The organism is Vibrio sp. SCSIO 43140, from assembly GCF_023716585.1.
In the GTDB taxonomy this organism is placed as follows: domain Bacteria; phylum Pseudomonadota; class Gammaproteobacteria; order Enterobacterales; family Vibrionaceae; genus Vibrio; species Vibrio maritimus_B.
The window spans coordinates 3,754,966-3,770,047 of sequence record NZ_CP071850.1; the positions used below are offsets into that span (position 1 = coordinate 3,754,966).

General features: G+C 46.9%; 13 protein-coding genes and 4 tRNA genes. 3 read left to right on the top strand and 14 right to left on the bottom strand.

What is annotated here, in order from left to right; all coding sequences use genetic code 11:
- Positions 1-72: 72 nt before the first annotated feature.
- The 12 genes from rpoB to J4N45_RS17895 form a co-directional block, all read right to left on the bottom strand.
- A complete protein-coding gene (rpoB, locus tag J4N45_RS17840) occupies positions 73-4,098 on the bottom strand; it encodes a DNA-directed RNA polymerase subunit beta (RefSeq protein WP_234494969.1) in 4,026 nt (1,341 codons plus the stop codon).
- Between the two features lie 250 nt (positions 4,099-4,348).
- A complete protein-coding gene (gene rplL / locus J4N45_RS17845) occupies positions 4,349-4,717 on the bottom strand; it encodes a 50S ribosomal protein L7/L12 (protein WP_031493851.1) in 369 nt (122 codons plus the stop codon).
- A gap of 59 nt (positions 4,718-4,776) precedes the next feature.
- Positions 4,777-5,271, bottom strand: a complete 495-nt coding sequence (rplJ, locus tag J4N45_RS17850; protein ID WP_042478976.1) for a 50S ribosomal protein L10 — start codon at positions 5,269-5,271, stop codon at positions 4,777-4,779.
- 256 nt (positions 5,272-5,527) lie between these two features.
- A complete protein-coding gene (rplA, locus tag J4N45_RS17855) occupies positions 5,528-6,229 on the bottom strand; it encodes a 50S ribosomal protein L1 (RefSeq protein ID WP_042503215.1) in 702 nt (233 codons plus the stop codon).
- Positions 6,230-6,233: 4 nt separating this feature from the next.
- On the bottom strand, positions 6,234-6,662 hold the full coding sequence (rplK, locus tag J4N45_RS17860) for a 50S ribosomal protein L11 (protein ID WP_008078231.1): 429 nt from the start codon (positions 6,660-6,662) through the stop codon (positions 6,234-6,236).
- 188 nt (positions 6,663-6,850) lie between these two features.
- A complete protein-coding gene (gene nusG / locus J4N45_RS17865; protein ID WP_031496663.1) occupies positions 6,851-7,399 on the bottom strand; it encodes a transcription termination/antitermination protein NusG in 549 nt (182 codons plus the stop codon).
- Between the two features lie 13 nt (positions 7,400-7,412).
- A complete protein-coding gene (gene secE / locus J4N45_RS17870; protein ID WP_042478967.1) occupies positions 7,413-7,790 on the bottom strand; it encodes a preprotein translocase subunit SecE in 378 nt (125 codons plus the stop codon).
- Between the two features lie 302 nt (positions 7,791-8,092).
- Positions 8,093-9,277: an elongation factor Tu gene (gene tuf / locus J4N45_RS17875; protein WP_252012881.1), complete on the bottom strand. Its 1,185-nt coding sequence runs from the start codon at positions 9,275-9,277 to the stop codon at positions 8,093-8,095.
- A gap of 136 nt (positions 9,278-9,413) precedes the next feature.
- Positions 9,414-9,489: transfer RNA gene (locus J4N45_RS17880), tRNA-Thr, on the bottom strand.
- Between the two features lie 13 nt (positions 9,490-9,502).
- A tRNA-Gly gene (locus tag J4N45_RS17885) sits at positions 9,503-9,577 on the bottom strand.
- A 35-nt stretch (positions 9,578-9,612) separates the two neighbouring features.
- Positions 9,613-9,697: transfer RNA gene (locus tag J4N45_RS17890), tRNA-Tyr, on the bottom strand.
- 48 nt (positions 9,698-9,745) lie between these two features.
- A tRNA-Thr gene (locus J4N45_RS17895) sits at positions 9,746-9,821 on the bottom strand.
- Between the two features lie 209 nt (positions 9,822-10,030).
- Between J4N45_RS17895 and coaA the strand changes: the two genes are divergently transcribed.
- Entirely contained in the window at positions 10,031-10,954 is a 924-nt protein-coding gene (coaA, locus tag J4N45_RS17900; protein ID WP_252012883.1) for a type I pantothenate kinase, read from the top strand.
- A 49-nt stretch (positions 10,955-11,003) separates the two neighbouring features.
- Here coaA and birA read toward each other — a convergent pair whose 3' ends face one another.
- Positions 11,004-11,960, bottom strand: a complete 957-nt coding sequence (gene birA / locus J4N45_RS17905) for a bifunctional biotin--[acetyl-CoA-carboxylase] ligase/biotin operon repressor BirA (protein ID WP_252012886.1) — start codon at positions 11,958-11,960, stop codon at positions 11,004-11,006.
- The gene (murB, locus tag J4N45_RS17910; protein WP_252012887.1) at positions 11,957-12,991 is read right to left on the bottom strand and encodes a UDP-N-acetylmuramate dehydrogenase; all 1,035 of its coding nucleotides are present in this window, start codon (positions 12,989-12,991) and stop codon (positions 11,957-11,959) included. Before murB ends, birA begins: the two co-directional genes overlap by 4 nt.
- Positions 12,992-13,050: 59 nt before the next feature.
- On the opposite strand from murB, the gene J4N45_RS17915 reads away from it, so the two are divergent.
- Together J4N45_RS17915 and pssA are read left to right on the top strand one after the other, a co-directional pair.
- Positions 13,051-13,482, top strand: a complete 432-nt coding sequence (locus J4N45_RS17915) for a GNAT family N-acetyltransferase (RefSeq protein ID WP_252012889.1) — start codon at positions 13,051-13,053, stop codon at positions 13,480-13,482.
- 90 nt (positions 13,483-13,572) lie between these two features.
- On the top strand, positions 13,573-14,913 hold the full coding sequence (gene pssA, locus J4N45_RS17920; protein ID WP_252012891.1) for a CDP-diacylglycerol--serine O-phosphatidyltransferase: 1,341 nt from the start codon (positions 13,573-13,575) through the stop codon (positions 14,911-14,913).
- Positions 14,914-15,082 lie beyond the last annotated feature (169 nt).

Sequence of the window (15,082 nt, forward strand, 5' to 3'; positions counted from 1 at the left end):
GGAGTTTAAAAAGGAACCCGCTAGGTCAGCAAACCTGTGCGAGCCCCTTTTCTACCAGATAATCCAGAGGGATTATTCGTCTTCTAGCTCGATGTTGATACCTAGCGAGCGGATCTCTTTCAACAGTACGTTGAACGATTCTGGCATGCCAGGTTCCATGCTGTGGTTACCATCGACGATGTTTTTGTACATCTTCGTACGGCCGTTAACGTCATCAGACTTAACCGTTAGCATTTCTTGAAGCGTATATGCAGCACCGTATGCTTCTAGTGCCCATACTTCCATCTCACCGAAACGCTGACCACCGAACTGAGCTTTACCACCAAGTGGTTGCTGAGTTACTAGGCTGTACGAACCAGTTGAACGAGCGTGCATCTTGTCATCAACAAGGTGGTTTAGTTTCAGCATGTACATGTAACCTACAGTTACAGGACGCTCAAACGCATCACCAGTACGACCGTCAAACAGAGTTAGCTGACCAGATTCTGGTAGGTCACCCAGTTTTAGAAGTTCTTTGATAGACTTCTCAGACGCACCGTCAAAGACAGGTGTAGCAATCGGTAGACCGCCACGTAGGTTCTTAACCAGAGTACGTACTTCGTCATCAGACAGTGATGCAATATCAACGTTCTGACGAGTACCACCTAGATCGTAAACCTTCTGCAGGAATTCGCGGAATTTCGCTAGCTCTTGCTGCTCTTTCACCATCTGGTTGATCTTGTCACCGATACCTTTCGCTGCCAGACCTAAGTGAACCTCAAGGATCTGACCGATGTTCATACGCGAAGGTACACCCAGTGGGTTAAGTACGATATCGACAGGCTGACCTTTCTCATCGTAAGGCATGTCTTCAACAGGGTTGATCTTAGAGATTACACCCTTGTTACCGTGACGACCCGCCATCTTATCACCAGGCTGGATACGACGTTTAACCGCGAGGTAAACTTTAACAATCTTAAGAACGCCAGGCGCTAGATCATCACCTTGAGTGATCTTACGACGCTTAGTTTCAAACTTCTTATCGAAGTCTGCTTTTAGCTCGTCGTACTGCTCTGCAAGTTGCTCAAGCTGAGTTTGCATTGCATCGTCTTCTAGCGTTAGCTCTAGCCACTTCTTACGATCGATAGTATCTAGTTTAGCGTCAGAGTAACCACCTTGAAGTAGTACAGCTTTCACACGGTTTAGAAGGCCACCCTCAAGAATCTGGAATTCTTCAGTTAGGTCTTTCTTCGCTTCTTTCAGCTGCATTTGCTCAATTTCTAGAGCACGCTTGTCTTTCTCTACGCCATCGCGAGTGAAGACTTGAACGTCAATGATGGTACCTGAAATAGAGTTAGGTACACGTAGTGAAGTATCTTTAACGTCAGATGCTTTTTCACCGAAGATCGCACGTAGTAGCTTCTCTTCTGGAGTTAGCTGAGTTTCACCTTTAGGTGTTACTTTACCAACTAGGATGTCGCCACCCTTAACTTCAGCACCGATGTAAACGATACCTGACTCGTCTAGTTTAGACAGAGCAGACTCACCTACGTTTGGAATATCCGCTGTGATCTCTTCAGAGCCCAGCTTAGTATCACGTGCCACACAAGACAGTTCTTGGATGTGGATAGTCGTGAAGCGGTCTTCTTGAACTACGCGCTCAGATACTAAGATCGAGTCTTCGAAGTTGTAACCGTTCCAAGGCATGAACGCGATACGCATGTTTTGACCAAGCGCTAGCTCACCAAGGTCTGTTGACGGACCATCAGCAAGAACGTCACCGCGTGCTACTGGCTCGCCAGGTAGTACGGTTGGGCGCTGGTTAATACAAGTGTTCTGGTTCGAACGCGTGTACTTAGTCAGGTTGTAGATATCGATACCTGCTTCGCCAGGGATCAGCTCGTCTTCGTTAACTTTGATAACGATACGAGAAGCATCTACAGACTGAACTGTACCGCCACGTTTAGCTACTGCTGTTACACCAGAATCAACCGCTACGTTGCGCTCGATACCAGTACCAACTAGAGGCTTATCAGCCTTAAGTGTTGGAACAGCCTGACGTTGCATGTTCGCACCCATCAATGCACGGTTCGCATCATCGTGTTCTAGGAACGGGATAAGCGATGCAGCGATAGATACTACTTGGTTTGTTGCAACGTCCATGTAGTTAACATGGTCGCGTGGGTGAAGACCAGATTCACCTTTTTGACGTGCTGTGATTAGCTCGTCAGCAAAAGAGCCTTCTTCCGTTAGCGCAGCGTTAGCCTGAGCGATAACGAATTGGCCTTCTTCGATTGCTGATAGGTAATCAACTTCGTCAGTTACTACACCGTCAACAACGCGGCGGTACGGAGTTTCTAGGAAACCGTACTCGTTACAGCGCGCGAAAGCTGATAGAGAGTTAATTAGACCGATGTTCGGACCTTCAGGTGTTTCGATAGGACATAGACGACCGTAGTGAGTTACGTGTACGTCACGTACTTCGAAGCCAGCACGCTCACGAGTTAGACCGCCAGGACCCAATGCAGAAATACGACGCTTGTGCGTTACTTCTGAAAGTGGGTTGTTCTGGTCCATAAACTGAGATAGCTGTGAAGAACCGAAGAATTCTTTAACTGCCGCAGAGATAGGCTTCGCGTTGATTAGGTCTTGAGGCATGATTGCATCAAGGTCACCTAGGCTCAAACGCTCTTTCACTGCACGCTCAACACGTACAAGACCAACACGGAATTGGTTCTCAGCCATTTCACCCACAGAACGGATACGACGGTTACCTAGGTGGTCGATATCATCGACTTCACCAATACCGTTACGGATCGCGATAAGCTTCTTCATCACTTCGATGATGTCAGTCTCATCCAGCGTACCCTGCTCTAGAGCATCTTCACGTAGGATAGAGCTGTTAAACTTCATACGACCAACAGTCGATAGGTCATAACGCTCTTCAGAGAAGAATAGGCTTTCGAATAGTGCTTCTGCAGCTTCTTTTGTTGGCGGCTCACCAGGGCGCATCATGCGGTAGATTTCTACCAGTGCAGAGATGCGGTCTACCGTGCTGTCGACACGTAGAGTGTCAGACATGAACGGACCGTGGTCTAGATCGTTCGTAAATAGAACTTCTAGTTTCTTAACGCCTGCCTGAGATAGGTTCGCTAGTGCTTCTAGGCTGATCTCTTGGTTTGCACCAACGATGATCTCACCTGTCGCTTCATTGATGTAGTCTTGAGAAGCTACTTTACCTACGATGTACTCGACAGGTACTTCAATGAACTCAACGCCATCTTTTTCTAGTTGACGGATGTGACGAGCAGTAACGCGACGACCAGTCTCAACATAAGTTTTGCCGTTTGCTTCGATATCGAAAGAAGCAGTCTCACCACGTAGACGCTCAGGCACCAACTCCATAAGTAGAGTTTGGTCCTTAACTTCGAAGTTTACTTTTTCGAAGAAGATATCGAGGATTTCTTGCGTAGACTTACCTAGTGCACGAAGAATGATCGATGCTGGTAGTTTACGACGACGGTCGATACGAACGTACAGGTTATCTTTCGGGTCAAACTCGAAGTCGAGCCATGAACCACGGTAAGGAATAACACGTGCGTTATAAAGAACTTTACCTGAAGAGTGAGTCTTACCCTTATCGCTGTCGAAGAACACGCCTGGGCTTCGGTGCAGCTGGGATACGATAACCCTCTCGGTACCATTGATAACGAAGGTACCATTGTCTGTCATAAGCGGAATTTCGCCCATGTAGACTTCTTGTTCTTTAATGTCTTTTACGGTACCTGCTGGTGCGTCTTTATCAAAGATAACTAGACGTAGTTTTACGCGTAGTGGCTTTGAATACGTAACGCCACGAATTTGACATTCTTTAACATCAAATACTGGCTCACCAAGACGGTAGCTAACGTATTGCAGCTCAGAGTTGCCGTTATAGCTCTGGATTGGAAATACAGAACGAAACGCAGCTTCAAGTCCGTATTGACCCTCTGGATCCTGTTCGATGAATTTGTCGAACGAATCAAGCTGGATCGATAGCAGGTATGGAATGTCCAAAACTTGTGGACGAGTACCAAAGTCCTTACGGATGCGCTTTTTCTCGGTATAAGAGTAAACCATGGGGTTCCTCAGCTCGCTGATAAGTGACCCAAACTGCCCTTCCATCCTAGTTACTTAAGGTGGAGTATGGGGCAGTGACTAACAACTGTTTACTGTAGTGACGTTGGCTCTAGCGTCGAGACAACGTTTTTTGCTTGGTGCATAGACGCTTAAACAGCGGGAAAATTCATCTATGCCCTACAGCGCAAAAAGGCCGGTGGTCAATAAACCACCAGCCATTAGCCTATTCGGCTAAGAAATTAAGCAATAATTACTTAACTTCAACAGAAGCACCAGCTTCTTCTAGCTGAGCTTTAAGAGCTTCAGCTTCAGCTTTGTCAACGCCTTCTTTTAGAGGTGCTGGAGCTGAGTCTACAAGACCTTTAGCTTCTTTAAGGCCTAGACCTGTTGCGCCACGTACCGCTTTGATAACAGCAACTTTGTTACCGCCAGCAGCAGTTAGGATTACGTCGAATTCAGTTTGCTCAGCAGCAGCTTCGCCACCAGCAGCACCGCCAGCTACAACAGCAGCTGCAGCAGATACGCCGAATTTCTCTTCCATAGCTTCGATAAGCTCAACAACTTGCATTACAGACATTTCTGCAACTGCGTCTAGGATTTGCTCGTTAGTAATAGACATAACAATTCTCTTTTAAGTCAACAATAAGTTTATTTTGCAACCAGTAAAAAGCAAGCTGATTAAGCAGCTTCTTCTTGCTTCTGGTCGCGTAGTGCAGCGATAGTACGTACCAGCTTGCCTGCAGAAGCTTCTTTCATGCACATCATTAGGCGTGCAATAGCTTCGTCGTAAGTTGGTAGTGTCGCTAGTACTTCAGCATCAGTAACCGCGCCTTCAAATGCAGCAGCTTTGATCTCGAATTCTTTGTTCTCTTTAGCGAAGTCTTTGAAAAGACGCGCTGCAGCACCTGGGTGCTCGTTAGAGAACGCGATTAGAGTAGGACCAGTGAAAGTGTCAGTTAGACACTCATAGTCAGTACCCTGAACCGCACGGCGTGCTAGAGTGTTACGCACAACTTTCACGTAAACGCCCGCTTCACGAGCTTGTTTACGTAGAGAAGTCATTGCGCCAACTTCAACGCCACGAGAGTCAGCTACAACTGCAGAAAGTGCACCACTGGCTGCTTCGTTGACTTCAGCAACAATTGCTTTTTTGTCTTGAAGGTTTAAAGCCATCTTGGATTTACTCCTGGTTGTTTTTACACCACCCGAAATCGTCACGATTTTGGGAGTTCATACGGTGCTTTCCAGAAGAAAGATAAACGTTACGCTCAACTTCCTTTCTATCTGGCACCATCTACGTAGGTAGTATTAAGTTCTTTTCAGAACGCCTACGGTCTTGGATGGAGACTTAAATCACTAGGATTTCAGCCTCAACCACAAATTTTGATAGGCGCAAAATTATACAAGAATTTCGCGCCTATGCAAGCAATTAAGCTTGAGTGTTTAGTGTAGATTGATCTACAGAAACACCAGCACCCATAGTAGTAGAGATGCTTACTTTCTTCAGGAAAGTACCTTTCGCTGAAGACGGCTTCGCTTTCTTAAGCGCAACTAGTAGAGCTTCTAGGTTCTCTTGTAGTTGGTTAGCTTCGAAAGACACTTTACCGATGGTAGTGTGTACGATGCCGTTCTTGTCGTTACGGTAACGAACCTGACCAGCTTTAGCGTTCTTAACTGCTTCAGCAACGTTAGGAGTTACAGTACCAACTTTCGGGTTTGGCATAAGACCGCGAGGACCTAGGATAGTACCTAGTTGACCAACAACACGCATTGCATCCGGAGAAGCAACAACTACGTCGAAGTTCATTTCGCCTTTCTTAACTTGCTCAGCAAGATCTTCCATACCTACGATGTCTGCGCCAGCTTCTTTAGCTGCTTCAGCGTTTGCACCTTGAGTGAACACTGCAACGCGGATTTCGCGGCCAGTACCGTGAGGTAGTACAGTTGCACCACGTACGTTCTGGTCAGATTTACGAGCATCGATGCCTAGGTTAACAGCAACGTCTACAGACTCAACGAATTTAGCCGTTGCTAGTTCTTTAAGAAGAGCTACAGCTTCGTTGATTTCGTATTCTTTAGTTACGTCAACTTTTTCGCGGATTACGCGCATACGCTTAGTAAGTTTTGCCATGATCTTAACCCTCTACCACTAGGCCCATTGAACGAGCAGTACCCGCGATAGAACGCTTCATCGCTTCGATGTCAGCACCAGTCATATCAGCAGCTTTAGTTTCTGCGATTTCTTGGATTTGAGCGTCAGTTACTGTACCCACTTTTTCAGTGTTAGGACGACCTGAACCAGACTTAACGCCAGCAGCTTTCTTAAGAAGAACAGCAGCAGGTGGAGTCTTAGTTACGAACGTGAAAGAACGGTCGTTGTATACAGTGATTACTACTGGAGTCGGTAGACCTTTCTCAATAGATTCTGTTTTTGCGTTGAACGCTTTACAGAATTCCATGATGTTCACACCGTGTTGACCTAGAGCAGGACCAACCGGTGGACTTGGGTTTGCCATACCAGCTGCAACTTGCAGTTTGATATAAGCTTCAACTTTCTTAGCCATGATATTTCCTAATTTTGGGTTCAAGCGCTATCCGAATGGGAGAGCTCCCCGTGTTTTGAAAAAACTTTCTACAGTCGTTACTGTAAAAAGGCGCGAAATTATAAGCATAATTCGCGCCTTTAACAACCCTAAAATGGTGTTTTTTTATACTCTCGTTTTTATTGGCCTAAGCCTTTAAAAAATGAGTATTAATCAAGTTTATCAACTTGACCGAATTCAAGCTCAACTGGTGTTGCACGACCAAAGATCGATACAGACACTTTTACGCGGCTCTTATCGTAATCCACTTCTTCAACAGTACCATTGAAGTCAGCAAACGGACCTTCGTTAACACGTACCACTTCACCCGCTTCGAACATTGTTCTTGGACGAGGAGCTTCGCTAGCTTTCTCTAGACGATTAAGGATAGCGTCAGCTTCTTTATCTGTGATAGGTGCTGGACGGTCAGAGGTACCACCAATGAAGCCCATGACACGCGGTACACTACGTACTAAGTGCCAAGACTCATCGTTCATGATCATCTGAACAAGAACGTAGCCTGGGAAGAACTTACGCTCGCTTTTACGGCGTTGGCCTGCGCGCATTTCCACAACTTCTTCAGTCGGTACTAGCACTTCACCAAAGTACTCTTCCATTGCGTGCATTTTGATATGTTCGCGAAGAGACTGAGCCACACGTCCTTCAAAACCAGAAAAGGCTTGAACAACGTACCAGCGTTTTTTCGGAGCTTCACTCATGAATTAACACCCTCTATAACCCGGTTATGAACGCAACAAGACGGACCATAATGCCGTCGATACCCCATAACGCAAGCGCCATTACAATACTTACTGCAAGGACAATCAGCGTAGTCTGCATCGTTTCTTGGCGTGTAGGCCAAACCACTTTGCGAACTTCTACGCGTGCTTCACGTGCGAACGTGATAGCTGCCTTACCTTTTGTTGTTGTAGCTGCAACACCAAGTGCCGCGGCAATCAATACAACTACACCTGCAGCGCGAAGAACTACAGATAGCTCTCCGTACAGGTAATTACCCACAACAGCGGCGGCTAGCAGCGCAAAAGCGACGATCCACTTAATTACATCTGCTGCATTTGAGCTATCAGGAGTTTCAGCGTTTGCTTTCATAAAACCAACCTGTGACAAGTCTTAACTAGACGACAACAACCCCGCTGCTGCAGGGCTTATTCCTTTAATGTTGATAAAATTTGAGTCAAACCAACATATTATGCAAAGGCTCAGGTAGAAATCGCTTTCCAACTCAACCCTTATAAATCCTTTATTCATTCACTCTTTGAGCAGTCATTGAGTGAATAATGCGCCCCTATAAATAGTAGCGCAGAAAAAGGGCATCAAATGATGCCCTTTTTAGCATTGCTTAGTCAAATCTTATTCAAAGATTTTCCCAGAGCTTGCGACAATTCTAAGAATTAGTCGAAGATCTTAGCAACAACACCAGCACCTACTGTACGGCCACCTTCACGGATAGCGAAACGTAGGCCTTCATCCATAGCGATTGGAGCGATTAGCTCAACTTTCATTTGGATGTTGTCGCCAGGCATTACCATTTCTACGCCTTCTGGTAGAGAGATATCACCAGTTACGTCAGTTGTACGGAAGTAGAACTGTGGACGGTAGCCTTTGAAGAACGGAGTATGACGGCCGCCTTCGTCTTTAGAAAGTACGTATACTTCAGACTCGAACTTAGTGTGTGGGTTGATTGAACCAGGAGCTGCAAGAACTTGACCACGTTCAACTTCGTCACGCTTAGTACCACGTAGAAGTGCACCAACGTTCTCACCAGCACGACCTTCGTCAAGAAGCTTACGGAACATCTCAACACCAGTACAAGTAGTAGTTGTAGTCTCTTTGATACCTACGATTTCTACTTCGTCACCTACGCGTAGGATACCGCGCTCGATACGACCAGTTACAACAGTACCACGACCTTGGATCGAGAATACGTCTTCGATTGGTAGTAGGAACGGTTGGTCTACTGCACGCTCTGGCTCTGGGATGTAAGAGTCTAGTGCTTCAGCAAGCTCAACGATTTTGTCTTCCCACTGCTTCTCGCCGTTTAGAGCGCCTAGTGCAGAACCTTGGATAACTGGTAGGTCATCACCTGGGAATTCGTACTCAGATAGAAGTTCACGAACTTCCATTTCTACTAGCTCTAGAAGCTCTTCATCGTCAACCATGTCACATTTGTTCATGAATACGATGATGTATGGGATACCAACCTGACGGCCTAGTAGGATGTGCTCACGAGTCTGAGGCATTGGGCCGTCAGTTGCAGCAACAACTAGGATACCACCGTCCATCTGTGCAGCACCAGTGATCATGTTCTTAACATAATCCGCGTGTCCTGGACAGTCTACGTGTGCGTAGTGACGAGTTGGAGTGTCGTACTCAACGTGAGAAGTTGCGATTGTGATACCGCGCTCACGCTCTTCTGGAGCGTTATCGATAGATGCGAAGTCTTTCGCTTCACCGCCGTACACTTTTGCAAGAGTAGTACAGATTGCAGCTGTTAGAGTTGTTTTACCGTGGTCAACGTGGCCGATAGTACCAACGTTTACGTGCGGTTTCGTACGTTCAAATTTTTCTTTAGACATGAGTTGTCCCTCTAGGTACGGATTTAGGTGGCTTTGAAGACCACGCAACCAAAAAATCTTGGTAATAAAGCTTCTTTCAACCAATAAACATAGTTTAGGCGAAAGAAAGTATCAAAAGGAAAATTGCTTTGAGAGCTGGTGCTGATAGGCAGACTCGAACTGCCGACCTCATCCTTACCAAGGATGCGCTCTACCACCTGAGCTATATCAGCACTCTAAATGAGTTGGAGCGGGCAGCGGGAATCGAACCCGCATCATCAGCTTGGAAGGCTGAGGTAATAGCCATTATACGATGCCCGCAACACGTAACTCTGAGAGCTATTCCCTAAAGAATATGGTGGGGGGGGACGGATTCGAACCATCGAAGGCAGTGCCGGCAGATTTACAGTCTGCTCCCTTTGGCCACTCGGGAACCCCCCCAAATTTTACTTACCATTTTCGTCATCATTGCCCTAGGCAAAGTGAAAATGGTGCCGACTACCGGAATCGAACTGGTGACCTACTGATTACAAGTCAGTTGCTCTACCTACTGAGCTAAGTCGGCATAAGTGGAGCGCATTCTATTGAATGAATCTTGTGGATGCAACCGTTAAATTAAAAAAAAATCCGATTTTCACCACATTCTTTTTGTTTGACGACTTTTTGTACACATTTCGGGGAATTAGCGTGACCTGGTTGCATGAATTATTTGATTTATCGCTTGCTTCAGGTATGTTCAGCACTCAGTCACTTTAATCCATGGTTAGGTTACCTATGAGTCCCTTTATGTCATTCAGTCGAGAGCAATGGTCAGCGCTTCGTAACGCCGTACCGATGACACTCACAGAAGAAGACCTAAAAGAGCTTCAGGGCATCAATGAGAAACTAACCATGCAAGAAGCCACAGATGTTTACCTGCCGCTCTCTCGACTGCTTAACCTCTATGTCGCAGCAAGGCAGCGCCGCAATTCGGTACTCGGAGAGTTCCTCGGGAACAGTGAGCACACCCCACCCTTTGTTATTGGTATCGCTGGTAGTGTCGCCGTTGGCAAAAGCACCACTGCGCGTCTACTCAAAGCGTTATTAAGCCGCTGGGATAACCACCCGAAAGTGGAACTCATCACCACTGACGGTTTTCTGTATCCCAACAAAACGCTATTAGAAAAAGGGCTGATGGGTAAAAAAGGCTTTCCTGAATCCTACGACATGCGCCGCTTGGTGCAGTTTGTCTCGGACGTTAAGGCATGTAAACGCAATGTCCAAGCCCCTGTCTACTCACACATTACTTACGATATTACCGAAGAGCAGAAAATTGTTGATCTACCGGATGTGCTGATCATTGAAGGGTTAAACGTATTGCAAAGTGGTATGGACTATCCGCACGACCCACATCGTGTGTTTATTTCTGACTTCTTGGATTTTTCACTGTACGTGGATGCCGACAGTGAGAAAATTGAGCAGTGGTATGTAAACCGCTTTATGAAATTCCGTGAGGGTGCGTTCACTAAGCCAGGCTCTTACTTTAGCCACTACACCCAGCTCACTGAAGCCGAAGCGACCTCTAAGGCGAAGTCTATTTGGGCATCGATTAATGGCTTGAACCTAGAAGAGAACATCTTGCCGACGAAAGAGCGTGCGCAGTTGATTTTGCAAAAAGGTGCGGATCACAGCGTTGAGACGGTGTACTTAAGAAAATAGTCGCGAATTGGCATCGACTGTTGCGAGCCGATGCCTCAATAATCTCAGATCAGGCTTTTCTTAGCGATATTTCACCACCGACGTATGCCTCGACCCCGCGCTCGGTTTCTAACAGCACAGCACCTGTTGCATCAATACCTTTGACGATGCCTTTGACTTCTCGAGCCCCCATAATCAGCTTCACCTCTCTTTCAAGGAAGTTATCATGCTGATTCCAACGCTCAACGAAACCATGCAGGCCACGCAGTTCGTAGTCTTCCAGTGCGGCGTGCCACGCTTTGATAAACGCCACCACTAACTCGTTACGGCTAAACGGTTTATCGGCAACTTCACTAAGAGAGGTCCATGGTTGGTCGATACCGGTCACCTGTTCACTCATGTTCAGGTTCATACCCATACCAATCACTAGATTCGCCGCCCCACCCGCTTGACCGGACATTTCAACGAGAATGCCCGCAAGCTTCTTATCTTGGTAGTAGAGATCGTTTGGCCACTTAAGCTTAACGCCATCAATACCCAAGCTTTGCAGCGCTTCGACAATCGCCACGCCAACGACAAGGCTTAGGCCCATTGCCGCTGCCATTCCGGCTTCTAAACGCCAATACATCGAAAGGTAGAGATTGCTACCAAACGGTGAGACCCACTGTCTACCTCGGCGACCACGCCCTTTGGCTTGGTACTCAGAAATACACACACTGCCCGAATCGAGTAAATCCTGTTTGTCGAGCAAGTATTGATTGGTCGAATCGATAATTGGGATCAGCTCAAACGGTGTTGTCAGCGCATCACCAATGGCTTGCTCCGATAATAGCTCCATAGGTTGAGCCAATTGGTAGCCCTTGCCTTGCACGCGAAAGATATCCACCCCCCACTGTTGGATGCCTTTGATGTGTTTGCTGACCGCAGCACGCGAGATCCCAAGCTGTTCGCCGAGCGCCTCACCCGAGTGAAAGCCGCCTTTTGATAGCTGATTTAGGATTGCCAGCTTCATTTGATGTTCTTTCATAGCAAATCCTTCAAATAAACTTCATGTTGCGCGCCCATAAAGCGAACCTCATGTTCAAGCTCTACGCAAAACTTGTCTAAGACACTCTGACGAACAAATGCCGCAAGTTCGACAATGTCCTGCGCTCTTGCTTCGCTGTGATTGACCAATACTAGAGCTTGGTTGGGGTGTACCATGGCGCCACCAATTTGGTGCCCTTTGAGACCACACTGATCAATCAGCCATCCCGCAGCAAGCTTCATACCTTCATTGGCAGGATACGCCACCAAAGCCTCAAACTGCGCTTTGAGAACATCATATTGCTCGAGACTGATGATCGGGTTCTTGAAAAAGCTACCGGCATTGCCCGTCACTTTGGGATCGGGAAGCTTTTCCTGACGCACCCTAACGACAATATCAAACACGGCTTTGGGCGTTGCTGTGGTTGGATCTAGTGATTGCAGCGGACCGTAACTCAGATTTGGCTGCCACTTCTTATCAAGCGCTAATCCTATTGCAGTAACAATGGCTTTATCTTTAAGCTGATGTTTGAAAATCGAATCGCGATAGCTGAATAGACACGCCTCACGCGTCAGCCTTTTCACCTCAAAGGTTTCTAAGCAAAGGTAGTCGACGTAGCTGCAAACATCTTTAAGCTCAATCCCATACGCGCCAATGTTTTGGATGGGTGCGCTGCCTGAGCAGCCAGGGATCAGGGCGAGATTTTCGATGCCCGCATAGTTATGCTCGACACACCATTCGACCAAACTCGGCCAATCTTCCCCACCAGAGACATGCAGATGATATTGCCCGTCGGTCTCACTCACATCGATACCGCGTAAGCGATTGATAATGACTACACCTTCAAACGGTGTGGTAAACAGCATATTGCTGCCCTTTCCGAGCATAAGCTTTGGCAGAGCTAGCCACTCTTGGCGTTGATAAACCGCAATAAGGTCCTCTACTGAGTGGACCTCAACCAAGACGTGACATTGTTGGTCGATACCAAAGGTATGGTACGGGCGAAGCTGGGCATTGTTTTGAATTTGCATGGGCGTCAATTGATGGCTTACACTGCCGCTATTCTATCCTTTTGAAATCCGTATTGGCTATGGATACGTTAAATTTCGGTGTGCTTGACCCAATAAAGCTGCCAATCGCAAAGAAACTCTACAAATCGCACTACCCAGCGGGTAAACCAAAAAGTGACGAACGCATTCTTACTTTAAGTCGCAATCAATCGCTCAGTGCACTGGTGCGCTTTCGAACGATTGAGCATTACCGACTAATGACTGGCATGCTGGTTCTACCGGAACAACGTGGCGCTGGTCTTGGTCACCAGTTGATGACGTATTTAGAGCAAGGTGAACTCAAAGAGGGAGACTACTGCTTCGCTTTGTCGCACCTTGAACGCTTTTACTCACAACATGGCTTTAAAACCATAGACGAGGATTCATTACCAAATCCGCTTAAGCAACTGTTTTCTCGCTACATTGGCGGTGGGAAATCGCTGTTAGCAATGCGTTACATTGATCCCCGTTAAACTTATCAACGGTTTACTACCCATTTGGGGCAAGAGTTTGGTAAAATTCTAGGTTCGCAATTTTGCAATGACCAAAGGTACAGTCTCTACATGATGGCTTTTAGGAACTCTTTTGAACAGCTTCCCTCTATCGCACAGGATCCGAGCAAGCTCGATGTTTTGCTCTCCGCCAGCGACTATCGCGAATATTTAATTCAAGCGATACGCGAAGCAAAGTCAAGAATCTACCTAGTCGCACTGTATTTAGAAGATGATGAGGCAGGTCGTCAGATTTTGACTGAGCTTTATCAGGCGAAACAGAACAACCCTGCCCTAGATATCGCAATCTGTGTTGATTGGCATCGCGCTCAGCGTGGCCTTATTGGTGCTAAGCAATCCGATGGCAATGCAGTGATGTACCGTGAGTTTCGCGAGAAATACGAACATGCCGTCCCTGTATACGGTATTCCTGTACGTGGTCGAGAGGTGTTTGGCGTATTGCACCTAAAAGGGTTTATCGTCGATGACAAGGTGATTTATAGCGGCGCTAGCCTTAATAACATCTACTTGAACTACCAAGACCGTTACCGTTTTGACCGCTATCACGTGCTTGAGAATCAAAAGCTTGCCGACAGTATGGCGAACTTTGTGGCTTCAGAAATGATCGCTAACCCTGCGGTTAATGATCTCTCGCTCCCACAAAAGCCGACCACCAAAGAAATCAAGGCCGAGATCCGACAGCTGCGTGGTTCGCTATCCCAAGCTCGTTATGAATTCGATGCTGAGCCTGCTAATGAACACCAAGTGTCCGTCACGCCGATCGTGGGCATTGGTAAGCGACGCAACAAGCTAAACCAAAGCATCAATCAGCTTCTGGCAAGCGCCAAAGACGAGATTTTTATTTGTACGCCTTACTTTAACTTCCCTAAATCGGTTGCTAAAGAGATCAAGCGCGCGCTAAAGCGCGGGGTAAAAGTGCGTATTGTCGTTGGTGATAAGACGGCTAACGATTTCTACATTTCACCAGAAGAAGACTTTAAGACCATTGGTGGCCTGCCTTATCTATATGAAATGAATCTGCGCCGTTTTGCCAAAGCCAACGAAGCGCACATCGCAAGCCGTAATCTGTGCATTCGTCTTTGGAAGCACGATGACAACAGCTTCCACTTGAAAGGTATTTGGGTAGATAAGCGTTATATGCTGATCACAGGAAACAACCTGAACCCACGCGCTTGGAGCCTAGATCTCGAGAACGCGATTCTGATTCAGGATCACTACTCGCACCTTGTTGATAAGTTTGATGCTGAGATTGAGAATATTCTTGAGCATACTCAGCTGATTTGTACTTATAAGCAGTTGGAGAAGGTTGAGAATTATCCGGTGCCAGTGCAGAAGTTATTGAAGAAGATTACTCGGGTTAGGGCTGATCGGGTTTTGAAGCAGTTGCTTTAAGAGATTAAAGAGCTTTACCCCTCCTAGCCCCCAGCTGCGCGCCCCGCTTGCAAGGAGAGGAACGACTGGCTCGCTAGCGCGTAGCCTATTGTAAATAAGACAGCGATGCGACGATAGGAGCTAGCCTGTAGTTCTCCCCCTAGATAGGGGGGAGCTAGAGGGGGTAAAC